This window comes from Litorisediminivivens sp. KMU-197 (assembly GCF_056858395.1).
Window position 1 is genome coordinate 233,184 of sequence record NZ_JBXEQG010000003.1, and the last position, 22,372, is coordinate 255,555.

At 66.6% G+C, this 22,372-nt stretch carries 19 protein-coding genes; 7 read left to right on the forward strand and 12 right to left on the reverse strand.

What is annotated here, in order from left to right; genetic code table 11:
- Positions 1–18: 18 nt before the first annotated feature.
- Positions 19–1,440: a homospermidine synthase gene (locus tag AC04PT_RS08970; protein WP_482873310.1), complete on the forward strand. Its 1,422-nt coding sequence runs from the start codon at positions 19–21 to the stop codon at positions 1,438–1,440.
- Between the two features lie 234 nt (positions 1,441–1,674).
- Here AC04PT_RS08970 and AC04PT_RS08975 read toward each other — a convergent pair whose 3' ends face one another.
- Complete coding sequence (locus AC04PT_RS08975) at positions 1,675–2,655, reverse strand: alpha/beta hydrolase (protein WP_482873311.1); 981 nt, start codon at positions 2,653–2,655, stop codon at positions 1,675–1,677.
- A gap of 142 nt (positions 2,656–2,797) precedes the next feature.
- On the opposite strand from AC04PT_RS08975, the gene hisC reads away from it, so the two are divergent.
- From hisC to AC04PT_RS08990, 3 genes are read left to right on the forward strand one after another with little or no spacing between them, the layout of a single operon-like run.
- Positions 2,798–3,883: a histidinol-phosphate transaminase gene (gene hisC, locus AC04PT_RS08980; RefSeq protein WP_482873312.1), complete on the forward strand. Its 1,086-nt coding sequence runs from the start codon at positions 2,798–2,800 to the stop codon at positions 3,881–3,883.
- Positions 3,880–4,812 (forward strand): prephenate/arogenate dehydrogenase family protein, encoded by a 933-nt coding sequence (locus AC04PT_RS08985; protein WP_482873313.1) that lies wholly within the window; start codon positions 3,880–3,882, stop codon positions 4,810–4,812. The genes hisC and AC04PT_RS08985 overlap by 4 nt, the downstream gene beginning before the upstream one ends.
- Positions 4,809–5,648: an extensin-like domain-containing protein gene (locus AC04PT_RS08990; protein ID WP_482873314.1), complete on the forward strand. Its 840-nt coding sequence runs from the start codon at positions 4,809–4,811 to the stop codon at positions 5,646–5,648. Before AC04PT_RS08985 ends, AC04PT_RS08990 begins: the two co-directional genes overlap by 4 nt.
- Positions 5,649–5,655: 7 nt before the next feature.
- On the opposite strand, the gene AC04PT_RS08995 is transcribed toward AC04PT_RS08990, so the two are convergent.
- The 4 genes from AC04PT_RS08995 to AC04PT_RS09010 all read right to left on the reverse strand — a co-directional run bounded on the left by AC04PT_RS08995 (position 5,656) and on the right by AC04PT_RS09010 (position 9,296).
- On the reverse strand, positions 5,656–6,729 hold the full coding sequence (locus AC04PT_RS08995; RefSeq protein ID WP_482873315.1) for a hypothetical protein: 1,074 nt from the start codon (positions 6,727–6,729) through the stop codon (positions 5,656–5,658).
- A gap of 131 nt (positions 6,730–6,860) precedes the next feature.
- Positions 6,861–7,781, reverse strand: a complete 921-nt coding sequence (locus tag AC04PT_RS09000) for a manganese-dependent inorganic pyrophosphatase (protein WP_482873316.1) — start codon at positions 7,779–7,781, stop codon at positions 6,861–6,863.
- Between the two features lie 151 nt (positions 7,782–7,932).
- Positions 7,933–8,718, reverse strand: coding sequence for an SseB family protein (locus AC04PT_RS09005; RefSeq protein ID WP_482873317.1), 786 nt, complete (start codon positions 8,716–8,718; stop codon positions 7,933–7,935).
- Positions 8,715–9,296, reverse strand: a complete 582-nt coding sequence (locus AC04PT_RS09010) for a uracil-DNA glycosylase family protein (protein ID WP_482873318.1) — start codon at positions 9,294–9,296, stop codon at positions 8,715–8,717. The genes AC04PT_RS09005 and AC04PT_RS09010 overlap by 4 nt, the downstream gene beginning before the upstream one ends.
- A gap of 195 nt (positions 9,297–9,491) precedes the next feature.
- Here AC04PT_RS09010 and AC04PT_RS09015 point away from each other — a divergent pair, with 195 nt between their 5' ends.
- Positions 9,492–10,874: a Na+/H+ antiporter NhaA gene (locus AC04PT_RS09015; protein ID WP_482873319.1), complete on the forward strand. Its 1,383-nt coding sequence runs from the start codon at positions 9,492–9,494 to the stop codon at positions 10,872–10,874.
- 34 nt (positions 10,875–10,908) lie between these two features.
- On the opposite strand, the gene AC04PT_RS09020 is transcribed toward AC04PT_RS09015, so the two are convergent.
- A complete protein-coding gene (locus tag AC04PT_RS09020; RefSeq protein ID WP_482873320.1) occupies positions 10,909–12,531 on the reverse strand; it encodes a hypothetical protein in 1,623 nt (540 codons plus the stop codon).
- A 186-nt stretch (positions 12,532–12,717) separates the two neighbouring features.
- On the opposite strand from AC04PT_RS09020, the gene AC04PT_RS09025 reads away from it, so the two are divergent.
- Complete coding sequence (locus AC04PT_RS09025; protein ID WP_482873548.1) at positions 12,718–13,377, forward strand: ABC transporter ATP-binding protein; 660 nt, start codon at positions 12,718–12,720, stop codon at positions 13,375–13,377.
- Entirely contained in the window at positions 13,355–15,085 is a 1,731-nt protein-coding gene (locus AC04PT_RS09030; protein WP_482873321.1) for a KpsE/RkpR family capsule polysaccharide export protein, read from the forward strand. Before AC04PT_RS09025 ends, AC04PT_RS09030 begins: the two co-directional genes overlap by 23 nt.
- 269 nt (positions 15,086–15,354) lie before the next feature.
- On the opposite strand, the gene AC04PT_RS09035 is transcribed toward AC04PT_RS09030, so the two are convergent.
- The 6 genes from AC04PT_RS09035 to AC04PT_RS09060 form a co-directional block, all read right to left on the reverse strand.
- Positions 15,355–16,287 carry a 2-hydroxyacid dehydrogenase gene (locus tag AC04PT_RS09035; RefSeq protein WP_482873322.1) on the reverse strand — a complete coding sequence of 311 codons (933 nt, stop codon included), beginning with the start codon at positions 16,285–16,287 and terminating at the stop codon, positions 15,355–15,357.
- Positions 16,284–17,432, reverse strand: a complete 1,149-nt coding sequence (gene rodA / locus AC04PT_RS09040; protein WP_482873323.1) for a rod shape-determining protein RodA — start codon at positions 17,430–17,432, stop codon at positions 16,284–16,286. The genes AC04PT_RS09035 and rodA overlap by 4 nt, the downstream gene beginning before the upstream one ends.
- Before the next feature lie 9 nt (positions 17,433–17,441).
- Entirely contained in the window at positions 17,442–19,385 is a 1,944-nt protein-coding gene (mrdA, locus tag AC04PT_RS09045) for a penicillin-binding protein 2 (RefSeq protein WP_482873324.1), read from the reverse strand.
- Positions 19,382–19,918, reverse strand: a complete 537-nt coding sequence (locus tag AC04PT_RS09050) for a rod shape-determining protein MreD (RefSeq protein WP_482873325.1) — start codon at positions 19,916–19,918, stop codon at positions 19,382–19,384. Before AC04PT_RS09050 ends, mrdA begins: the two co-directional genes overlap by 4 nt.
- The gene (gene mreC, locus AC04PT_RS09055; RefSeq protein WP_482873326.1) at positions 19,908–20,822 is read right to left on the reverse strand and encodes a rod shape-determining protein MreC; all 915 of its coding nucleotides are present in this window, start codon (positions 20,820–20,822) and stop codon (positions 19,908–19,910) included. The genes AC04PT_RS09050 and mreC overlap by 11 nt, the downstream gene beginning before the upstream one ends.
- A 110-nt stretch (positions 20,823–20,932) precedes the next feature.
- Positions 20,933–21,979, reverse strand: coding sequence for a rod shape-determining protein (locus AC04PT_RS09060; protein ID WP_482873327.1), 1,047 nt, complete (start codon positions 21,977–21,979; stop codon positions 20,933–20,935).
- Positions 21,980–22,372: the final 393 nt, after the last annotated feature.

The following is a 22,372-nucleotide window of genomic DNA, read 5'->3' on the forward strand; positions in this document are numbered from 1 at the left end:
GACACCGAGGAGACAGGCATGACGCAGGACTATCCCATCTATGGCCGCATCGACGGCCCCATCGTGATGATCGGTTTCGGCTCGATCGGCAAAGGCACCTGGCCGCTGATCGAACGCCATTTCGAATATGATGCGGATCAGTTCGTGGTGATCGAGCCCGACAGCGGGCACCACAACTTCCTGCGCCAGCACAAGCTGAACTTCGTCGACACCGCGCTTACACCCGACAATTACCGTGAGGTGCTGGGCGGGCTGTTCCCGGATGGCAAGGGCTTCTGCGTCAACCTCAGCGTCGACACCTCCTCGCTCGACATCATGAAATTCTGCCGCGAGCTGGGCGTGCTCTACATCGATACCGTGGTCGAGCCCTGGGCCGGCTACTACTTCGACACCGAGGACAACGCCGCTCGCACCAACTATGCGCTGCGCCAGAAGGTGCGCGACGAGAAGGCCGCCAATCCCGGGGGCACCACTGCGGTCAGCTGCTGCGGCGCCAACCCCGGCATGGTCAGCTGGTTCGTCAAGGAGGCTCTGCTGACACTGGCCAAGGACACCGGTCGCGAGACCGAGGAGCCTGAAAACCGTGAAGGCTGGGCAAAACTGATGCAATCGCTCGGCGTCAAGGGTGTCCATATCGCCGAACGCGACACCCAGGCGCGGCGTACGCCACGCCCGCGCAACGTCTTCGTCAACACCTGGTCGGTCGAGGGCTTCATCGCCGAGGGCTTCCAGCCCGCCGAACTGGGCTGGGGCACCCATGAGACATGGTTCCCGGAAAACGCCCACCGTCAGGACACAGGCTGCAAGTCCGCCATCTGGCTGGAACGCCCCGGCGCGATCACCCGCGTCCACACCTGGTGCCCGACCCCCGGCCCGCAGTTCGGATTTCTCGTGACCCATAATGAGGCGGTGTCGATCTCGGACTATTACACCGTGGGCGAGGGGCATGAGCCCGAGTACCGCCCGACCTGCCACTACGCCTATCACCCCGCCGACGACGCGGTGCTGTCACTGCACGAGATGTTCGGTTCAGGCAAACAGCAGCAGAAGCACCACATCCTCACCGAGGACGAAATCGTCGAAGGTATCGACGAGCTGGGTGTCTTGCTCTTCGGCCACGAAAAGAACGCGCTCTGGTACGGCTCGCGCCTGTCGAACGAGGAAACCCGCGACCTCGCGCCCTACCAGAACGCCACCGGGTTGCAGGTGACTTCTGCCGTACTGGCTGGCATGGTCTGGGCGCTGGAGAACCCCGAGGCCGGCATCGTCGAGACCGACGAGATGGACCACGCCCGCTGCCTAGAGGTGCAACGCCCCTACCTCGGCCCGGTCGAAGCGCATTACACCGACTGGACCCCGCTTCAGGACCGGTGGGAGCATTTCCCCGAAGACATCGACGAAAGCGACCCCTGGCTGTTCCGCAACGTGCTGGCCAGCTGACCGACACGCCCCGCGGTCCCGGCCCCCGCGCCGGGACCGCGCTGGCAGCTATCCCCTGCGCTCGCGGTCTTCCCGCGCGGAATCAAGGCGAAGCCGCCGCGCAATCAAATGGACATGCTACCTGACATCCGGAACTTCTACGGTAGCTTGTAGATCAAGTGCCTACCACCCCCGTTGCATCGCCTCCCCGAGGGTCAGCGACCGCACGGCTCCGCATCCAGCCGCTTTGCTCCCTCACCGCCGTTCGTGATCCCGCAACAGCTTGATCGCCGCCGGTGCAGTGAACGCCGTGTCGTGGCCCGAGCTGTCCTCTTCGGCATAATCGGTCAGGTCGACCACCAGGATCGGCAACCCCTCCAGCCCCTCGGACGACGTGATCCCGCCCAGCCGTCGCGGTTGCCCGGTGAGCATGGCCGACAGGTCGAGTATCCTGTCCTTGGCCGAGGTCATCAGCACGAAGGGCTGCGGGAAGGGGTGCACCCGCTGCGCCTGCCGCAGGAACACGTCGGTATCTATGTCGGGCGAGATCAGCGCCACCCCTGACAGCCGCCGCAGCACCGCCCCCTTGCCGCCGATCGAGATCTGACGCAGCGTTTCCATCGTCAGTTGCGATCCCATCGAATGCGCCACCACCATGACCTCGCGGCCCGGCGTCAGCTTCAGCAGCAACGCTTCCAGCGCGTCCCGCGAATGGATCACGCTGTCGCGGTCATAGACATAGCCGCGCGGATCGCCCCCCGACGGCCATGAGAACGAGATCACCGGAACCCCGGGATCGAAGTCGTGCGCCATCTGCGCCAGCCGGTAGACCGCCTCGGGATGGGTGGTGTTGTAGCCATGAACGAAGACGATCACCTCGTCCCGCGTCCCCTGCGCCCGGTCGAGCGCAGCCAGAAACGCCCTGCTGTCCGGAATGGCCCAGGCATTCGACAGAACGAAATGCTTCGCCGGATCGGGCGTGACATCGAACGGCCACTCGATCTGCCCTTCCTGATGCGCCGGCGGGATCGAGACATCGACCCGCGCGAAGCTCAGGTCCTGCGCGCGCTTGGCGGTGAACTGCACGCCGTTCTCGATCAGCGCGGCCCGGTTCGAGGCTATGAACACCGGCTGTACCTCTCCGGCATCGACGCCGCGCTGCAGGGAAAACACCCCCCGCGGCCCGCAGGCGGCAAGGACAAGCAACAGGGCAACGGTCGTTATACGCGAAATCATGGCCCGAGATTACCGTAAAGCGATATTTTGGCAATAAGGTGCGCATTCGCGCCGGGTCGGCTCATGCGTCGGACAGGGCGGCACAGCACACCTTCCCTTGCCCGGCGCGGCGCTTTAGAACCTGCTGCAAAGGAGCCCGCCCATGACGCTACACACGCCACAGCCCGGCATCATGCAGATCGCCCTCTACCAGGGCGGCAAGTCGAAGATTGCCGGACGCTCCGAGGTGCTGAAGCTGTCGTCGAACGAAAATCCGCTGGGCGTGCCGCCTGCGGCGCAACGGGCCATCCGGGACGCGGCCGGGCAAGCGCATCTCTATCCCTCCACCGACCACGCCGCCCTGCGCGCTGCCATCGCAGAGGTCCACGGCCTCGACCCCGACCGCATCATTTGCGGTGTCGGCTCGGACGAGGTGCTGCAATTCGTGACACAGGCCTACGCCGGCCCGGGGGATGAGATCATCCACACCGCGCACGGCTTCTCCATGTACCCGGTCCTGACCCACATGGCCGGCGCCACCCCAGTGGTGGTGCCCGAGGCGGACCGCGTGGTTGACATCGACGCCATCCTCGGCGCGGTGACCGACCGCACCCGCATCGTGCTGCTCACCAATCCCGGCAACCCCACCGGCACGATGCTGTCGGATACCGAATTGCACCGCCTCGCCGATAGCCTGCCCGAGCGGGTGATCCTGGTGATCGACGCAGCCTATGCCGAATATGCCGAAGGCTACGACGGTGGCGCCCGGCTTGCCGGCGAACGGCCCAACGTGTTGATGACGCGCACCTTTTCCAAGATTTACGGTCTGGGAGGGCTGCGCATCGGCTGGGGCTACGCCTGCCGCGAGATGATCGACGTGCTGACCCGCCTGCGCCAGCCGTTCAACCTGTCGGAGCTGCAGATGCAGGCCGCCGAGGCCGCCGTCCGCGATCCCGCTTGGCGCCGCGACTGCGCCGCGCTGAACCGCGACCAAAGGGCCCGTCTGACTGGCGCGCTCCGCCAATTGGGCATCGCCTGCGACGACAGCCAGACCAACTTCGTGCTGGCCCGCTTTGCCAGCGAGGCCGAGGCCGGGCAGGCCGACGCCGCCCTGCAAGCCGACGGCATCCTCGTGCGCGCGGTCAAAGGCTACGGCTTCCCCGAGGGGCTGCGCATTACCGTGGGCGACGAGGATCAGACCGGCCGCGTGATCGCCGCGCTGACCCGCTGGCGGGAGGCAGGCGCATGAGCCAGGCAAACGGGCAGGTTTACGGCAAGGTTGCGCTGATTGGGCTGGGGCTGATCGCCTCGTCGATGTTCTGGGCGATGAAACGCGGTGGCGTTGCGGGCGAGGTTTCGGGCTATGCGCGTTCGGACGCCACCCGCGACACCGCCCGCAGGATCGGCCTGTGCGACACGGTTTGCGACAGCGCGGAAGCGGCGGTCGCGGGCGCCGATCTGATCGTTCTCGCCGTTCCCGTGGGCGCCATGGGGCCGGTCGCAGCAGCCATTGCCCCGCACCTGAAACCGGGCGCCACGGTGATCGACGTCGGTTCCGTCAAACGCTCGGTGGTCGAGGCCGTCGGCCCCCACATCCCCGATGGCGTCCATTTCGTGCCCACCCACCCGATGGCGGGAACGGAGCATTCCGGACCGGAGGCGGGCTTTGACACGCTCTTTGACAACCGCTGGACGCTGGTTGTCCCGCCCGAAGGCGCCGACCCCGCCGCCATCGACAAGGTCGAGGCCTACTGGCAGGCGCTGGGCGCCAATTGCGAACGCATGGAGGTCGAGCATCACGACCTCGTCTGCGCCGTGGTCAGCCACATCCCGCACCTGATCGCCTATACCATGGTGGGCGTCGCCGACGACCTCAGCCGCGTGTCCGATCAGGAAGTCATCAAGTTCTCGGCCGCCGGCTTCCGCGACTTCACCCGCATCGCCGCCTCGGACCCGACCATGTGGCGCGATGTCTTCCTCACCAACAAGGACGCCACGCTGGAAATGCTGGGCCGCTTCACCGAGGAACTTTTCGCGCTGCAACGCGCTATCCGTACGGGTGACGGTGAGGAACTGTTCGACTACTTCACCCGGACCCGCGCCATCCGGCGCGGGATCATCGAGGCCGGACAGGACACCGATGCGCCGGATTTCGGCCGCGACAAGAGGCACGGATGATACGGATCTGGGTGAGCATGATGGTCTGCGCGATGGCCCTGCCGGTGCTGGCAGACCCCATGGACACCAGCCCGAGACCCCGCGCGCGACCCGTGGTCGATGCCCCGCCCACCGCCAATGCACCGCGCTCCGGCACCGTGCTTGCGTCAGGCGAAGTGCTCTACACCGGCGAGATGCTCGCCGCCGGCGAAACGCTTCCCGCGGCCGAGGTGCTGTCGCTCTCGACCATCTCGCCGGTGCGTTCGGCCCGGCCCCTGAAGCGGCCAGCCGGCCTGCTGAAAAAGGCGATGGGCCAGCGCGAACGGCAGAAGGGCGGCGGGTTGTGCAACAGCCCCGGCATCATCGGCGATTACGTCGGCACCGTGCCCGGACGTCTGCCGGGCTGCGGCATCAAGGACGCAATCAAGGTCCGGTCGGTGTCCGGGGTCAAGCTGAGCCAGCCCTCGCTGATGAACTGCGGTGCGGCGCGGGTGCTGAACGGCTGGGTGCAGAACGGTTTGCGCAAGGCCGTGGGCCGGATGGGTGGCGGAGTTGCGGGGCTGCGGGTCGCGGCGCATTACTCCTGCCGCACGCGCAACAACCAGCCGGGGGCAAAGATCAGCGAACACGGCAAGGGCAAAGCCATCGACATATCGCAGATCCGCTTGCAGACCGGCGACACGCTCAACGTGCTGCGCGACTGGGGCAAGGGCGAGAAAGGCCGCGCCCTGCGCCGCATCCGCGACAGCGCCTGCGGCCCCTTCGGCACGGTGCTGGGGCCGGGTTCGGACGGCTTCCACCGCGATCATTTCCACTTCGACGCCGCCGCGCGACGGCGTAGTGCTGTCTGCCGGTAACGTCCGCTCAGCGCCGCCGGAAGGCCCGCATCAGTCGCGCCACCGGTGTCTGCTCACGTCGCGCGATCCGCTGCATCTCGCCCAGGAGGGCGTCACGGCGGGCGTCGTCCACCACTGTGACATCCTCGATATCCGACAGCGCTTGATAGGCCGCCTCGGCCTCGGCCCGGGTCAGGCCGCCGGTGTCGCCATGAAAGTCGATCCCGAAGGTCTCGGCCAGCCAGTCCAGATCATGCGCCCGTGCCAGCGCCACCTCCGCAAGGCCGGGTCTGAGACGCGGCCTAGCAAAACCCGGCACGACAGCGTCGGCAGCCATCACCAATCGCTTGAAGCGTTGCGGGCGTCGGGCGTACCAGGGGTGAGGCGGCGAGACCTTGTCACGGAAATAATCCTGCAGAATCGCGATCGCCTCGGCACTGATCGATTCGTTGTCGTGTTCGGCCTGCGCGGCGATGGTTTCGGCGGAGACTTCGGGAACGAAGCGGGTGCAGAAATCGGTGACCACATCGCCGCCTGCCAGGGTCTTGCGGTCGAAGGCGATCGCGCGCACCGGCCCGGGACCATGCACCAGGAGCGGCTCCAGCGCGTCACGGTAGCGGCTGGCCGAGATCGGCTTGAAGGCGGGTCGCTTCTTCAGGTCCTGCTGGATCACCGACATCATGTAGGACGAAGGCGGCCGCAGGTAGGCCACCACCTCGACACTGTCGCTGACCTCTGCCAGCACGCGCCCGAGATGCGTGACCTCCGCCACCTGCCATGGGCGAAACTCGATCTCACTGCTGATGAGCAGCCGCCGGATGTCGCCCTGTGCCAGCCGCTGGCGCGTGGCTTGCCACTGCGCCTCGGCCGCCCGCCAGGCCGCGTCGAGACTGCGCGCCAGGGTCTGCATCTGCACCGGGTCGTCGGGCAGACGCCCGCTGAGCGCCGGCATCATGATCTGATGGTTGGCATGCTTGCCCGGAGCCGGAAACAGCACGCCCGCGTCCTGCAGAACGCCGTCACACCGCGCCAGCGCACGCTGGATCGCGGTGGAGCCGGTCTTGTCCTGACCGAGATGAAAGATCACATGGGGTCGCGCCATGCCCGTTCATAGGATCGCGCAGGTCGCTTGACCAGAGGCAGGCGCGACTTGCTCACGTAGGCGCGCGCTTCCGTGGTGCAAAACCCCCGCGCGATCTCTCGCACGGGGGCATGTCGGCGAGGCGGTAAACCTCAGACTTTCAGATTGGGGATGATCTGCTTCTTGCGGCTGACCACGCCCGGCAGCACCACGGTGTCGCCGGTGGCTTCGGCGTCGAAGCTCTTGGCGGCAACCGTCTTCACCAGATCGTTGGGCACGAGCAGCGTGGATTCCTCTTTCAGGATGTCCACCACGAACAGCAGCACCTGATCGACGCCGTCCTCTTTCGCGACCTCGCCCATGGAGGTCATCAGGCTGTCCTTGCGGTCCAGCACGGTCTTGGGCGAGGTGGTCTCAAGAACCGAGACCCGGAACTTGGTGCCGTCGACGCCGTATTCCTTGCTGTCCATCCGCAGCAGTTCGGCATCCGAAAAGGCCGAGACGTCGGACTTGGCGGCAAACATCTCTTCCGCCAGCGTGCCGATATCGACACCCAGGTCATCGGCCAGCGCGTGCGCGACTGCCTTGTCTTCCTGCGTGGTGGTGGGCGAGCGGAATTCGAGCGTGTCGGAGATGATGCAGGACAGCATGGCGCCCTTCACGGCCTCGGGGGCCTGCGCGATGTCGTCGCCCATCATCTTGTACATCAGCGTCGCGGTGCAGGCGAGCGGCTCGATCCGAACGTCGATCGGCGATTTGGTCTCGATGCCGCCAGTCAGCTTGTGGTGGTCGATGATCGCGAGGATGTCGGCGTCGTTGATCGAGGCCGGCAGCTCGGCGGGGTTGTTGGTATCGACGATGACCACCGGCGCGTCGGCGGCCACGTCCGAGATGATCTCGGGCTTGTCGAGGTTCCAGCGCTTCAGCACGAAGGCGGCCTCGGTGTTGGGCTCACCCAGAAGCTTCGCCTCGGCCGGGGTGCCCTTGATCTCGGAAAGATACCAGGCCCAGGCGATGGGCGCGCCGGTGGAGTCGGTATCGGGGGATTTGTGGCCGAAAACCTGAATGGTCATGTCTGTCATCCTCGGGGAGTGTGGAATTTCCCGCGCCTTATAGGCGGGCGGCTGGGGGATGTCACCCTGCGGCACCCGGGTGCGACGATGCGGCCGAAGGTGGCCGAACCTTTGATGGATCGGTGAAAATCCGTTGACGGATTTTGCCACCTCAGCGCAGGATCGGCGGCTTGCCGGGATCGCTGCCCGGGGCCGGGCGGGCAGGGGCCTCTTCGGGCTGCGGCAGGTCGAAGCGCAGGCCATGACGCGCCAGCGCCGCCGCCAGCGGGTCCGCGGCGGTCAGGAAGGTCACGTCCAGCGCCCCGGCCTCGATGCCCGAGAACGTCAGCGCCTCGTTGATCGCTCCGGCCAGCGCGGCCTCGGCCCCGGGGGCCGCGTCGATGAAGCCCAGCAGGTGCCCCCGGCTGGCATCGGCATAGGTGACGCCGGCCAGATAGGCCATCCGCGCCAGCCCCCGCGCGCTGGCCAGCTTGCCGTCGAGCGCACCCAGCAGGGCATCCGGCAGACCGGCGGGCGGACGCACCTCCGATGGCCGCGCCTCGGCCTGCGACGGGCCCTGCGCCAGCATCTGCGCCAGCCAGTCCACCGCCTCTGACGGGATCAGGATCGACGAGGGCGCGACCTCGGGGTTGACCGCCAGCCCGATGCCCTGACCCGCCAGCATTGCCGCCACCGCCCGACCCGACAGCCCGACATAGGGCGTGGGCCGCCCGGTGAAGTCCGCCAGCCGCTCTTCGCGGTCGAACACCAGCACGTAGCGCGCGCCCTCCACCTCGAAGGTTTCGGGCTCGACGGCGTCACCCTGCGGCTCGCCGGTCAACAGCAGGAACAGCTCGCTGTCCGCCAGTCGGTCGTAAAAGCGCAGCCGCCGCGCGGCGTCCTCGGGCGCGGCCTGCATCGCCTCGTGCGCGGTATCAAGCGCGGTTTCCTCGGTCATGACAGCACCTCCTGAACGCGGGCGCGCAAGACCGGCAGAAGCTCGGCGGCGAACCACAGGTGTTTCTTCAGCCACCCGGTATTGCGCCACGACGGATGAGGCAAGGGGAACACCCGCGGGGCATGGTCGCGCCAGCCCTGCACGCAGTCGGTGACCGGGGCACGGGTCTGCAGGTGCCACTTCTGGGCATAGCCGCCGACCAATAGCGTCAGCGGAAAGTCCGGCAGGGTCTCCATCAGCTCCGCGCGCCAGGTCCGGGCGCAGACCACCGGCGGCGGCAGGTCGGACCCCGCCGCGGTGTAGCCGGGAAAGCAGAAGGCCATCGGCAGGATCGCCACCTGCGACGCGTCATAGAAAACCTCGTGCCCGACCCCCATCCAGTCGCGCAGCCGGTCGCCCGAGGGATCGGTGAAGGGCCGGCCGCTGGCGTGCACCCGCGCGCCGGGGGCCTGACCGACGATCAGGATGCGCGCGCCCGACGCGTATTGAAACACCGGGCGCGGAGCGTGCGCGGTTGCCGTCGCGGCGAAACGGTCGGCGCAGAGCCGGCAGCGGGCGATGTCGTCGAGAATGTCCATGCGGGGCTATGTGCGCATCGCGCCGGCCGGGCGCAAGCCTTGGCCGTCGGAGCGGAAAAATGCGCGACAGCCTGATTATCAAAAGTTCCGAGAAGGCGATTCGGCCGAAACGGCGATGTAAGCCGCCTGCCTCGCGTTGTCCGGGGATCGCGGTTACGCTAGGGAACCGGTGATACTGCGGGATGAGGGGGACACATGTATCGCGTCTGGAATTTTCTGACCAATTATTCGCTCCTTCTCATCTTCGGCGCGTTGATCGCGCTGGTCTGGGCCAATCTCGATGCCGTGGCACCGGTGGCCGGAGCGCCGCATTACTGGGCCGACATGTACCATGGCTTCGTCGAGTTCGTGATCTGGGATCACGCCCCCATCGGCCATTACCACGCCGCCCATATCACCGCTGCCGATCCGGCCTTCGCCGAGATGGTAGCCCGGGGCGCCGAAATCCATCGGCAGGCCGACGGCACCGATTATGTCTACGGCGAGGGCCACCGCACCCTGACGCTGCACTACCTCGTCAACGATCTCTTGATGGCGTTCTTCTTCGCCATCGCAGCCAAGGAGGTCTGGGAGGCGGTGATCCTCAGGCACGGCTCCCTGCGTGGCAAGAAGGCTGCCACTCCGCTCTTCGCCACCGCCGGGGGCATGTTCGGGCCGATCGCGGTCTATCTCGGCCTCGCCGCCGTCATGGGGTCCGAGACCTATTCGGCAGTCGCCAACGGCTGGGCCATCCCCACCGCCACCGACATCGCGTTTTCCTACCTCGTCGGGCGGCTGGTATTCGGCGCGGGCCACCCCGCCGTGCGCTTCCTGCTGCTGCTGGCGATTGCGGACGACGCGGCGGGGCTGATCATCCTCGCGGTGTTCTATCCCTCGGGTGAGCTTGCGCCGGCGTGGCTGCTGCTGTCGCTGGGCGCGGCCGTGGCGGTTTTCGTGCTGGCCAACTGGCTGCCGCGCCGGCTGGACCGGCACAGGCAGGATCGGCCCACATCGACCTGGGTGCGGCGGACGCTGTCGTTCTGGCCCTACCTGCTGGCCGCCTGCGCCAGCTGGTACGGCTTCATGATGTCCGGCCTGCACCCGGCGCTGGGCCTGTTGCCGATCGTGCCGACGATCCCCCATGCCGACCGTGACTTCGGCATTTTCGAAGAGTCCGAGAGATACCTGACCGACCTTCTGAACATGATCGAACATGCGCTGAAGCACCCGGTCGAGATCATCCTGTTCCTGTTCGGCCTGCTCAACGCGGGGGTCGAGTTTTCGTCGATGGGCGCGGCCACCTGGCTGGTGCTGGCGGGGCTTCTGGTGGGCAAGCCGGTGGGCATCCTGCTGTTCGGTTGGATCGCCGCGAAGCCTCTGAAACTGGGCATTCCGGAGGGCATGCGGATCGTCGATCTGGTGGTGATCGGCTTCGTCGCCGCCATCGGCTTTACCGTGTCGCTCTTCGTGGCCTCGGTGGCCTTCGACGCCGGGCCGGTGCAGGACGCGGCCAAGATGGGCGCGCTGTTCAGCTTCGCCGCGGCGCTGGTGTCGATCGCGGCGGGCAAGGTCTTCAAGGTCACGAAACAGACGATCTGACAGCAGCCGCGCGCGCTGCGCCATACGCACCGGCCTACGGGGTGAAGGCACCGGCGTTGCGGAAGCCGTGCAGCACCGCGTCGAGGTCTCTCTCGCGGGCATAGGGATAGGTCTCGCGCACGTAGGCTTCGCTGAAATCGGGCTGCAACTGCCGCAGCCGGGTCAAAGCCTGCGCGGCAAGCTCTGGCGCGTCGAAATAGCCGAACACGAAGACGCAGCGCTGCAACCCGCGGGGATAGTCCCCCGCCAGCGCCAGCAGCTTGCGCGCGGCCTCCAGCGCCCTGTCGCGCCGGTCAAGAAACATCTCGCAGGTGGCGACCTGTCCCAGCACCGCCGCGCGTCCGGGGTGTCCGGGATTGAGCCGGAAGATAAGATCGAGATGCTCCAGCGCCTCCTCGGGTTCGCCCAGCCACTCCAGCACGCAGCCCAGACCGTGCCGCGCCACCGCCGCCGAGGGATTGAGCCGCACCGCTTCGCGCGTATGGAACTCGCCCGAGCTGTACTCGTGCCGCCCGAAAATGTGGGCCAGCCCGAAATAGGCATGCGCCTCCCAGCTCGACTGGTCGGCGGCCAGCGCGCGGGAGGCGTAATCGAGAGCGCGCTCATAGGCCGCGTCCCTGTCCTTGGCCCAGCTCAGCAGGGCGAACCTGAAATGCACCCGCGCGATGCTGGCCAGCGCGGGCGCGAAGCCGGGGTCGATCTTCAGCGCCTCCTGCATCAGCCGCTCCTGCGCCTGATTGCTTTCGGGCGTGCCGTATCCCTCGCCGCGGATGCGCTCCAGCTCGCCCGCCTGTGCCAGAAGCTGCCAAGGCCCGACCGAAGCGGGACGCACGCGCGCGATCCGGCTGGCCTCGGCATGGGCGATCTGCGGTTCAAGCTGGGCGACGATGGCGTAGCTGACCTCTTCCTGAAAGGCGAAGATGTCGTCGAGGCTGCCGTCGAAGGTCTGCGACCAGCGCGACCGCCCGGTCTCGACTTCGGTAAGGCTGACGGCGATCTTCACCCGGTTGCCGGCGCACCGCAGCGTGCCGGTCACCGCATAGGCGGCGTCCACCTGCCTGGCGGCGTCGCGCAGGTCGGTCTCGCGCGCGGTCTTCCAGCCGATCGCCTCGGGGCCGATGACCGGGAACCAGCGCCAGTAACTCAGCGTGGTGCGCAGGTCGTCGGCCAGCCCAAGCGCGATCATCGCGTCCTGATCGCCCTGCGACAGCGCTTCGAAGGCAAACAGCAAGACCGCCGGCCGCGCCAGAAACTTCGCTTGCTCGGTCGCGCCGCCCCGCATGTCCCGCAGCCAGTCTTCGAACCCCTCCGAGCCCAGGTCGAAGCCGTCCATGAAAACGCCGGCAGCGGTCTCCAGCCGCACCCGTTCGGGATCCAGCCAGACATGCTGGCGGTTGGCGTCCAGCACGCCCTCGGGCAAGGACCGGCGCAGTACCGACAATTCCTGCCGCAGCGAGGCGCGGGCCTGCTCTTCGGGTCGGTCGCTCCACAGCAGGTCGGCCAGCCGGGCGCGTTCGGCCCGCATGCCGGGCTGCTGCGTGAGATAGGCCACAAGCGCCTGCCCGCGGCGTGACAGCCCCTCCAGCGGACCGTCTCCGGACCGGGCGGAAAACGCGCCTGTCAGCCCAAGATGCAATTGCGGAATCATCTGTGTCATCGCCGCCATGATACCGGATAAGGCGCTGGTGCGGCCAGATCTCTGCCTCTGCCGCGCCCTGCCGGCGCCACCCGATTGCACAGCCCGAGGCACCGAGGCCATAATATGACCAGATTCACTGTCTAATACCGCGTTAACCAAACCTCCGCTAAGATGAGGTCAGCAGATCCCGAGGCAGACCGCGACATGCTAGAGTTCGACACGGTGAGCAAGTCCTTTTGGACTGGCACGCAGCGCAAGGTGATCCTTGACCGCGCATCGTTTCGCGTCGACCTTGGGGAATCTCTGGGCATCCTCGCACCCAACGGCACCGGCAAGACCACGCTGATCAAGATGATGGCGGGGCTGGAAAAGCCGGACGAGGGCGAAATCCGCCGTGGCTGCCGCATCTCGTTTCCGCTGGGCTTCATGGGCGGGGTGGTCAGCAAGCATTCGGCGCATGAAAACGCCCGTTACATCGCGCGGCTCTATGGTATCGACCCGGATTATGTGGAAGCCTACTGTCGCTGGCTCTGTGGACTGGGCGAGTACTTCGATCAACCGCTCGGCACCTATTCGTCGGGCATGCGGGCGCGGTTTACCTTCTCGCTGATGCTGGCGCTGGACTTCGACATCTACCTGATCGACGAGGGCATGCCGAATTCGACGGATGCCGAGTTCAACAAGAAGGCCGCGTCGATCCTGGCGGAGCGGCTGCGCACCACGACGATCATCATCGTGTCGCACCAGCCCAACATACTTGAAAAATTCGCCCGCAAGGCGGGCGTGTTGCTGAATGGCCAGTTGCACATGTTTGAAACCTTGGAAGAAGCGAAACAGCTCTATGACTACGAAACCCAAGGCTAAGAAATTCCGCGTGCGCCGCGACCGGGGGACCGGCCGCGGCTCTGTCGGCCCCGAAGGGGCGGACCCCGTCGAAAGCACGGGCAAACCGCCCGTTCCAACCCCTGTGCAAGAAGTCCCGAAGCCGACCGCGTCCGAGGACACCGCCACCCCGCGCGAACAGCGCGACATTCGCAATTCCGCCACCATCGCCCGCATCACCGGCACCCGCCCCGAGACAGCCACCAAGGCCTCCGAAGCACCGCGCGACGGCGAAGTCTCAAGCGCCGCGCAGGTCGCTGGCGAGGTCGACATGGATGCGATCCGCAAGGAGGGTCTGACCGGCCGGCAACTGCGCATGGCCCGCCGGGTGGCGCAGAAACACGGGCTGGCGGTGACCAGCGATTTCGACGCCGTCCGGCAATTGCGCCAGCGCGGCATAGACCCGTTCCAGCGCGCCAACATGCTTGAATTGGTGGTGCCGGAAAAGGACGATGCCGCCGAAGGTCCGAAGGTGCAGCTTCCGCAGACGGTGCCGTCGAAGGACAGGACCCTGCCGTCCACCGAACAGGCCAGCCCGATGGAGCGCCGCATCCGCGAAATCGGCGACATCCAGAAGGACATCGCCAAGCGCCGCCGCCGCAAGTCGGCCCTGCTGCTCACCCGGCTCGCGTTCTTCGTGGGCCTGCCGACGCTGATCTGCGGCTATTATTTCTACGCGGTGGCCACCCCGATGTATGCCACCAAGTCCGAATTCCTGATCATCGCCAACGACGGCGGCGGCGGCGGCATGGGCGGTTTGCTTTCGGGCACCCAGTTCGCCACCAATCAGGACGCCATCGCGGTGCAGAGCTACCTGCAGTCCAAGGACGCGATGCTGCGGCTCGATCAGGATGTCGGCTTCCGCAGCCACTTCACGCAGGATTTCATCGACCCGATCCAGCGGCTTGGCAACGATCCGTCGAACGAAGAAGCCTACAGGCTTTACAAGAAGAACATCGAAATCGGCTACGACCCCACCGAAGGCGTCATCCGAATGGAGATCGTCGCCGCTGACCCCGAGGTCAGCGCGCAATACTCCAAGGCCCTGCTGACCTATGCTGAGGACCGCGTCGACAGCCTGTCGCAGCGCAAGCGCGGCGACCAGTTGAAAGGCGCCACCGAGGCGCTGGAAGAGGCCGAGGCCGCGCGCCGCGATGCGCAGCTGCGGCTGGTGGAATTGCAGCAGGTCTCCAAGGTGCTCGATCCCGAGGGCCGCATCGCCTCGCTCCGCCAGCAGATCGGCAGCGTCGAAGTGCAGATACAGGAGCGCGAGCTGCAATTGCAGGCGCTGCTCGACAACGCCCGCCCGAATGCCGCCAAGGTCGAGGGCGCTCAGGGCGACATCCGGCGGTTGAACGACCTGCTCGAACGGCTGCGCGCCGACATGACGCAGGCCGCCGAGGGCGAGAATTCGCTGGCCCAACTCACCGCCGAGATCCAGATGGCGCAGGCCGACCTCGCCACCCGCGATCTGATGCTGCAAGAGGCGCTGACATCGCTCAGCTCGACCCGTCGCGAAGCCAATTCGCAGGTCCGCTACCTGCAGACCGCGGTCGAGCCGGTGCCCTCCGAGGACCCCAGCTATCCGCGCAAGTTTGAGAACACGATCCTGGCGTTCCTGATCTTCGGCGGCATCTACCTGCTGATCTCGCTGACCGCCTCGATCCTGCGCGAACAGGTGTCGAGCTAGGGGGTCGGCTGTCGCGGAGCCTGTGGGTCGCCAACACTGGCCCAAAAGGCGCGCATGCGCCATGCCCGACCTCCCCCCCGGGAGGGCATATTCCAACAGAGGTCACGCACGGGGCGATTGCGGGTCTCGTGGAACAGATGCCCAACGAAACTGACAGGCCTCCCGAGGTCGGGCATGGCGCATGCGCGCCGGGTGCTCGGTTAAGGCGACATTACGCCCGAATTTGAACAGGCTGAGAGGTCCGCTTCAGGCCGGCTTCCCCATGAACCTCAATACCCCGCCCGACGGTCCACAAGGTGCAGCAGCGGCTCACCCGCCTCGCCCCGGCGGATGTTCTCGGCGATCACCTCCGCCCCCGGACCGGGCCGCGTTTCCGAGGCCACGTGCGGCGTGACCGTCACCCCGGGATGCGCCCAGAACGGATGATCCCGCGGCAGCGGCTCCACCCGGAACACATCCAGCGTCGCATGCGTCACCTGTCCGCTGTCCAGCGCCGCAATCAGCGCGTCATCATCGATCAGCGGCCCGCGCCCCGGGTTGATGACAAAGGCGCCCCGCGCCGGCAGCCCCAGCGTCTCCGCGTTCAGCACGTTCCGTGTCGCCGGCGTCCCCGGCAACAGCAGCACCACCACCTGCGCACCCGACAGCGCCGCGCGCAGCCCCTCGTCGCCGCTCAGGCAGAGTACCCCGGGCAGGTCCTTGGCGCTCCGGCTCCAGCCGGTTACCGGAAACCCCAGCCCGGTCAGCGCCTCGGCCACAGCGGCCCCCAACGCGCCAAGCCCAAGCAGCGTCACCGGCCGATCCATTGCCAAGGGTGCCGGCGCCCAGTGCCACCGGTGATCGGGGTTGACGATATGCGCGTCCATCCCGAGGTGATGGCGCAACACGTGCCCCGTCACCCATTCCACCATGCCCTCGGTCAACCCGCCGCCGACCATCCGCGTCAGGGGCTGGGTCAGCGTTTCATTGCCGACGATGCTCTCGACCCCGGCCCAGAGGTTCAGCACCGCCTTGGCGTTCACGTAAGGCCGGAAATCCTGCACCGGGGAATCCGGCGCATAGACGATGTAGTCCACATCCTCAGGCGGCATGTCCCGCGCGAGGTCATAGTTCAGCCCGAGCCCGTCCAGCGCCGCCCGCAGCGGCGGGGCCCAACGCTCCCACGCACACGAACCGCCGGCGGCAAACAGAATGCGGATCATACCGGTCCTCTCGGACGATGGACATGCGCCGATTGCACCAGCCCGAAGCCGATCATCAGGATCAGCATGGCCGAGCCGCCATAGCTCACCAGCGGCAGCGGCACGCCCACCACCGGCGCAAGCCCCATCACCATCGACATGTTGACCGCGAAGAACAGGAAGAAGGTCACCGCAATCCCCAGCGTCAGCAGCGCCGAAAACCGGTCGCGGTTCTGCAGCGCCGAGGCGATGCAGAAGGCGATGATCAGCGCATAGAGCCCCAGCAGTGAAAACGCCCCCACGAAACCGAATTCCTCGGCCAGCGTGGTGAAGATGAAATCGGTGTGCTTCTCCGGCAGGAAGTTCAGCCGCGACTGGGTGCCCTGCATGAATCCGCGCCCGGTCCAGCCGCCCGATCCCAGCGCGATCTTCGACTGGGTGATGTGATAGCCCGCGCCCAGCGGGTCAGTCGACGGATCCAGAAAGGTGTCGATGCGCCGGAACTGATAGTCCTTCAGCAGTTGCCAGTCGGTGCCGCGGCTTTTGAACACCGCCGTGACCAGCCCGCCTGCCGCCGCCAGCACCACCGCGAAATAGGCCCAGTGGACCCCCGCGATGAAGATCACCAGCCCGCCGCCGGTCATCAGCAGGATCGCGGTGCCGAGGTCCGGCTGGCGCAATGTCAGGAAGGTCGGAAACAGGATCAGCAGCACCGGCACCAGAACCCAGAACGGCCGCGAGGTCTTTTTCGTAGGCAGCCAGTCGTAATAGGCCGCCAGCACCATCACCAGCGTGATCTTCATCAGTTCCGACGGTTGCAGCCGCATGAACCCCAGATCGATCCAGCGTTGCGCGCCCATCCCGGTGGAGCCGACGAACTCCACCGCCAGCAGCAGCGCCACCGACAGGCAATAGCCCACCACCGCCATGTTGCGCCAGAACCAGATCGGCACCATGGCGACGATCAGCATCAGCGTGAATCCCATGGCAAAGCGCTTCATCTGCGGCTCGGCCCAGGGCGTGAACGACCCGCCCGCCACCGAATAGAGCATCAGGAAGCCGATGGCCGCAACCGACGCCAGCAGCAGCGCCAGCGGCCAGTTCAGGTAGAGCACCTTGCGGATGCCCGACGGCACGTGTTTGACGTTGTACTCAAGATAGGACATCGCGCTGCCTCAGGCCTCTTCCTTGCCCGGCCTGCCGTGCAGCAGCCGTTCGCGGGCAAGCCGCTCCTGCAATTCCTTGATCCGCTCCCGGTCCGACGATGGATAGGCTTCCAGCGGCGGATCGCCATTGTAGAGCGCCTGCAAGGTCACGTCGCGGGCGATCGGGGCCGCCGCGGTCGAACCGCCGCCGCCGTGCTCCACCACCGTTGCCACCGCAATCCGCGGCTTGTCGACTGGCGCGAAGTTGACGAAAAGCGCATGGTCCCGCCGGTTCCACGGCAGATCGCGGTTGTTGACAACGCCGCGCGCACGTTCGGCCGCAGTAATGTTGCGCACTTGGGAGGTCCCGGTCTTGCCGGCCATCTCCATCCCCTCGGCCACGATGCGCGAGCGGAAGGCCGTGCCTCGGTTGCTATTGGACACCGCGTTCATCGCGCTGCGGATGCGGCGCAGGTGGTTTTCGTTCAGCCCGATAGGCTCGCCGCCCTTGATCGGCTGTTCGACCCCCTCGATGCGCTTTATCAGCCGCGGCTCGATGGCGCGCCCGGTGGCCAGCCGTGCCGTCATCACCGCCAGTTGCAGTGTCGAGGCCAGCACGAAGCCCTGCCCGATGGCCGAGTTCACACTGTCGCCCACCAGCCACTCGGCGCCCCGGTTTGTCCGCTTCCATTGCTTGTCGGGGATCAGCCCGGCGGTGATCGCCGACATCGGCACGTCATGCACGACGCCCAGCCCCAACTTGCGGGCCATCGCCGCGATGTTCTCGATCCCCACCTTCACCGCGAGGTCATAGTAATAGACGTCACAGCTTTCGCGCAGCGATTCCTCAAGGTTCACGTGCCCATGCCCGGCCCGCTTCCAGCAGTGGAACCGCCGCCCCGAGACGGTCAGATGCCCCGGACACCACACCGTGTCATCCGGCCCCATCAGCCCCGATTCAAGCCCCGCCAGCGCGGTCACCATCTTGAAGGTCGACCCGGGCGGATAGGCATCCTGCACCGCCTTCGAGGCCAGCGGCCGCCGGTCGTTGTCGCGCAGCAGACCGTAATCCTTGACCGAAATTCCGCGCACGAACTTGTTGGGATCATAAGCCGGCGAGGACACGGCCGTCAGCACATCGCCGTTTGCGACGTCCAGCACCACGACCGAAGCGCTCTCGGTGCCCAGCCGCGCCTGAGTGTAGTTCTGCAGGGCGCTGTCGATGGTCAACTGCACCGTCTTGCCCTTGGTGCCCTCGCGCCGGTCCAGCTCGCGCATGATCCGCCCGGCGGCGTTGACCTCGACGCGTTTGGCCCCGGCCTCGCCGCGCAGCACCTCTTCCAGCTTGGTCTCGACACCCACCTTGCCGATCTGGAAGCGGGGAATGCGCAACATCGGCGGCGGGTCCTCATAGCGCGCAAGGTCGCGCTCGGACACCGGCCCGACGTAGCCCACCACATGCGCCAGATCGTGACCCAGCGGATAGGACCGCGACAGACCGACCTCGGGCGTGACGCCGGGCAGGGCAGGGGCGTTGACCGCCACCCGGCTGATATCCTCCCAGCTGACCCGGTCAGCGACCGTCACCGGCAGGAACGGTGCCGAGCGCTTCATCTCGGTCCGCGCCCGCTCCAGCTCTTCGGGGTCCAGCTCGACAAGTTTGCCCAACTCGGCCAGCACCGCGTCAACGTCGCCCGCATCCTCGCGCACCATGGTGATCCGGTAGGCGGGGGTGTTGGCGGCTACCGCCACCCCGTTGCGGTCAAAGATCTCGCCACGGGCCGGCGGGATCAGGCGGATGTTGATGCGGTTCTCTTCGGCGAGAAAGCGGAACTGGTCGGCCTGATCGACCTGCATGTGACGCATGCGAAAGCCCAGCAGCCCGATGAACCCGGCCTGCAAACCGCCCACGATCAGCCCGCGCCGGCTGACCCGGCGATGGCTTTCGGCGGTATCACGAGGCGGACGTTTCACAGCGATCTCCCGGCGGCGATTTCGGCATTGGTGCGGGCCTGCACCCCAAGGACGCTCTGCGACAGCAACACCACGACCGGATAGACACCCACCGTCATCAGCGCCTGCACCAGCGACATGCCCAGCGACGGCGCGGGCAGCAGAAAGACCATCAGCACCAGCCGGTAGCCCAGCGTCACCGCCAGCACCGTCAGCGCGATCAGGATCCACTCTGTCACGAACCCCGCATCCCGCAGGCCCGGGCCGCGCTTGCGCATGTTCTCGCAGGCGATGACAACCAGCGCGGCCATCAAGCCCGGAGGCCGCTGGAAGAAGAAGTCGGTGAGCAGGATCGCCGCCGCGACGAAGGTCGCCGGGACATACTCGGGCCGTCGCAGCGACCACGCGAGGCAAAGCGCCAGCAACAGGTCGGGCGCGGGCCAGCGGGCCGGGCCGGTCTGAAGCGGCAGCAGCGGGAAGAAGACCGCCAGAAAGGCAAGGCCGATGAAGGTCACGCGCATGACCCAGAGCCGAGGCGCCGCATTACCGTGCATCTTCGGCCACCTCCTGCTCGGGTGCATCCGGCTCTTCCGCGGACCCGATCGGTGTCACCAGCGTGCCCGCGGTCGAGACCTCGGGCGTGCCGTGATCGCGCAGCACCCGCAGGAACTCCAGCCGCTCGATATCCGCCGACAGCCTGACGCGCAGCCGCCCGCCCGGATCCTTGGCCACCTGCCCGATCACCAGCCCCGGCGGCAGCACCCCGGCATCGCCCGAGGTGATCACCCGGTCGCCGGGCCGCACCCGGTCGGGGTCTTCCAGAAAGTCGATCGGCGGCACCATCGAGTTGTCGCCCACCACCAGCGCCTTCTGCCCCGAGGGCTGGATCAGCGCCGGCACCTTCGACGAGGTGTCGGTCACCATGATCACGCGGCTGGTGCGCTCGCCCACGCCGGATATGCGCCCGACCAGCCCCAGCCCGTCCATCGCCGCCCAGCCGTCCTGGATGCCGTCGCGATTGCCCACGTTCAGCAGCAGCGATTGCCGGAACGGCGAGCCGCTGTCAGCCAGCACCACCCCGGTGATATAGGTCAGCCGCGGATCAAGCCGCACGTTGTTCAGATCGAGCAGCCGGGCGTTTTCCTGCTCCAGCTGCAGCGCCGCTTCTTTCCAGCTTTTCATCTGCTGCAATTCGCGCCGCAGCTCCTGGTTCTGGGCGTAAAGCGATTCGTAGGACTGGAAGTCGCGGATCAGGTTGATCGACGCGGTCACTGGCGCCATCGCCCACGAGAACCCCGGCATCACCCGGTCGATCACCTGCGCCCGGAAGCGTTCCACCCGCGGGCTGTCGATCCGCCAGACCAGAAACAGCGCAAACAGGCACAGCAGAAGCACGAAGATCATCAGCCGCCGGAGCGGGGTGCTGAAATCGTCCTGCTGTGCCCGATCGCGTGCCAAATGCGCCCCTGTTCACAGTTCAGCTTGTCATATCACGAAGCGTCGCGCCCGATCCAGCGGCCCGCCGATCACGTTTGCGCCGCAGGATGAGGCGCGTCGCCCATGCCGGCTCAGCTGTCGTAGTCGATGGCGTGACGCAGCTGCTTTTCGTATTCCAGAGCCTTCCCGGTGCCCAGCGCCACGCAGCTCAGGCATTCGTCCGAGATCGACACCGCCAGCCCGGTCTGCTCGCGCAGCGCCAGATCAAGATCGCCCAGCAGCGCGCCGCCGCCGGTCAGCATCACACCGCGGTCGACGATGTCCGCGGCAAGGTCCGGCGGCGTGGTCTCGAGCGCGGTCATAACCGCCTCGCAGATCGCCTGCACCGGCTCGGCCAGCGCCTCGGCCACCTGCGCCTGGGTCACTTCGGTCTCTTTCGGCACGCCGTTAAGCAGGTCGCGGCCGCGCACCTGCATCGTCGCGCCGCGCCCGTCGTCGGGCATCCGCGCGGTCCCGATCGAGGTCTTGATGCGCTCGGCGGTGGATTCGCCGACAAGAATGTTCTGCTGGCGGCGCAGGTAGTTGACGATGGCCTCGTCCATCCGGTCGCCGCCGACGCGGACCGAGCGCGCATAAACGATGTCGCCCAGCGACAGCACCGCCACCTCGGTGGTTCCGCCGCCGATGTCGACCACCATGTTGCCGGTCGGATCGGTGATCGGCATTCCGGCCCCGATGGCCGCCGCGATCGGCTCCGCGATCAGCCCGGCGCGGCGCGCACCGGCGCTCAGCACCGACTGGCGGATCGCGCGCTTCTCGACTGGGGTCGCGCCGTGCGGCACGCAGACGATGATCTTGGGCTTCGAGAAGGTCGAGCGTTTCGTCACCTTGCGGATGAAGTGCTTGATCATCTCCTCGGCGGTGTCGAAGTCCGCGATCACGCCTTCGCGCATCGGGCGGATTGCCTCGATGCTGCCCGGGGTCCGGCCCAGCATCAGCTTGGCATCCTCGCCCACCGCCAGCACCTTCTTGACGCCGTCCTTGACGTGATAGGCCACCACCGACGGCTCGGACAGGATCACGCCCTTGCCCTTGACGTAGACCAGCGTGTTGGCCGTGCCGAGGTCGATGGCCATGTCAGCGGAGAACAGGCCGGTCAGATCGGACAGTGAGAACATGTCGGGGTGTGCCTTTGCTTGGTGCCGGGTGCGGATGAGGGTCACATGACCTGTGGCCGCGACTCTGCACCAGAGCACGGCCAAACCGCTTATACGCAGGCGCTCGCAGCGTGGGAAGGGCCAGCTGCCACCGATCAGCGCGATTCTGCCAGACCCCGGCCAAACAGACCGGAATTCCGCCAATCGAAAACATGCCGAAATTGGTTGAAATATTGATTAATGACAATTTAAGATGAAGGTGAGTGCCGCATAGAGGCCAATATTTTGAATAAGTGCAATCGTGGTTCGATGGCGGTGGCTGCCAGACACCTGTGGATAATCCTCCGGCGCTCCTGTGGATAAAGGCCCCACGCGGGCATGCGCCGCCCTTCCACCACCGAGTCATGATCACGA

What these genes read in the sequence shown, in the direction of transcription:
- AC04PT_RS08970 (WP_482873310.1), top strand. Translation starts at nt 19, where the DNA reads ATGACGCAGGACTATCCCATCTATGGCCGCATCGACGGCCCCATCGTG.
- AC04PT_RS08975 (WP_482873311.1), bottom strand. Translation starts at nt 2,655, where the DNA reads ATGATTTCGCGTATAACGACCGTTGCCCTGTTGCTTGTCCTTGCCGCC.
- hisC (WP_482873312.1), top strand. Translation starts at nt 2,798, where the DNA reads ATGACGCTACACACGCCACAGCCCGGCATCATGCAGATCGCCCTCTAC.
- AC04PT_RS08985 (WP_482873313.1), top strand. Translation starts at nt 3,880, where the DNA reads ATGAGCCAGGCAAACGGGCAGGTTTACGGCAAGGTTGCGCTGATTGGG.
- AC04PT_RS08990 (WP_482873314.1), top strand. Translation starts at nt 4,809, where the DNA reads ATGATACGGATCTGGGTGAGCATGATGGTCTGCGCGATGGCCCTGCCG.
- AC04PT_RS08995 (WP_482873315.1), bottom strand. Translation starts at nt 6,729, where the DNA reads ATGGCGCGACCCCATGTGATCTTTCATCTCGGTCAGGACAAGACCGGC.
- AC04PT_RS09000 (WP_482873316.1), bottom strand. Translation starts at nt 7,781, where the DNA reads ATGACCATTCAGGTTTTCGGCCACAAATCCCCCGATACCGACTCCACC.
- AC04PT_RS09005 (WP_482873317.1), bottom strand. Translation starts at nt 8,718, where the DNA reads ATGACCGAGGAAACCGCGCTTGATACCGCGCACGAGGCGATGCAGGCC.
- AC04PT_RS09010 (WP_482873318.1), bottom strand. Translation starts at nt 9,296, where the DNA reads ATGGACATTCTCGACGACATCGCCCGCTGCCGGCTCTGCGCCGACCGT.
- AC04PT_RS09015 (WP_482873319.1), top strand. Translation starts at nt 9,492, where the DNA reads ATGTATCGCGTCTGGAATTTTCTGACCAATTATTCGCTCCTTCTCATC.
- AC04PT_RS09020 (WP_482873320.1), bottom strand. Translation starts at nt 12,531, where the DNA reads ATGACACAGATGATTCCGCAATTGCATCTTGGGCTGACAGGCGCGTTT.
- AC04PT_RS09025 (WP_482873548.1), top strand. Translation starts at nt 12,718, where the DNA reads ATGCTAGAGTTCGACACGGTGAGCAAGTCCTTTTGGACTGGCACGCAG.
- AC04PT_RS09030 (WP_482873321.1), top strand. Translation starts at nt 13,355, where the DNA reads ATGACTACGAAACCCAAGGCTAAGAAATTCCGCGTGCGCCGCGACCGG.
- AC04PT_RS09035 (WP_482873322.1), bottom strand. Translation starts at nt 16,287, where the DNA reads ATGATCCGCATTCTGTTTGCCGCCGGCGGTTCGTGTGCGTGGGAGCGT.
- rodA (WP_482873323.1), bottom strand. Translation starts at nt 17,432, where the DNA reads ATGTCCTATCTTGAGTACAACGTCAAACACGTGCCGTCGGGCATCCGC.
- AC04PT_RS09050 (WP_482873325.1), bottom strand. Translation starts at nt 19,918, where the DNA reads ATGCACGGTAATGCGGCGCCTCGGCTCTGGGTCATGCGCGTGACCTTC.
- AC04PT_RS09060 (WP_482873327.1), bottom strand. Translation starts at nt 21,979, where the DNA reads ATGTTCTCACTGTCCGATCTGACCGGCCTGTTCTCCGCTGACATGGCC.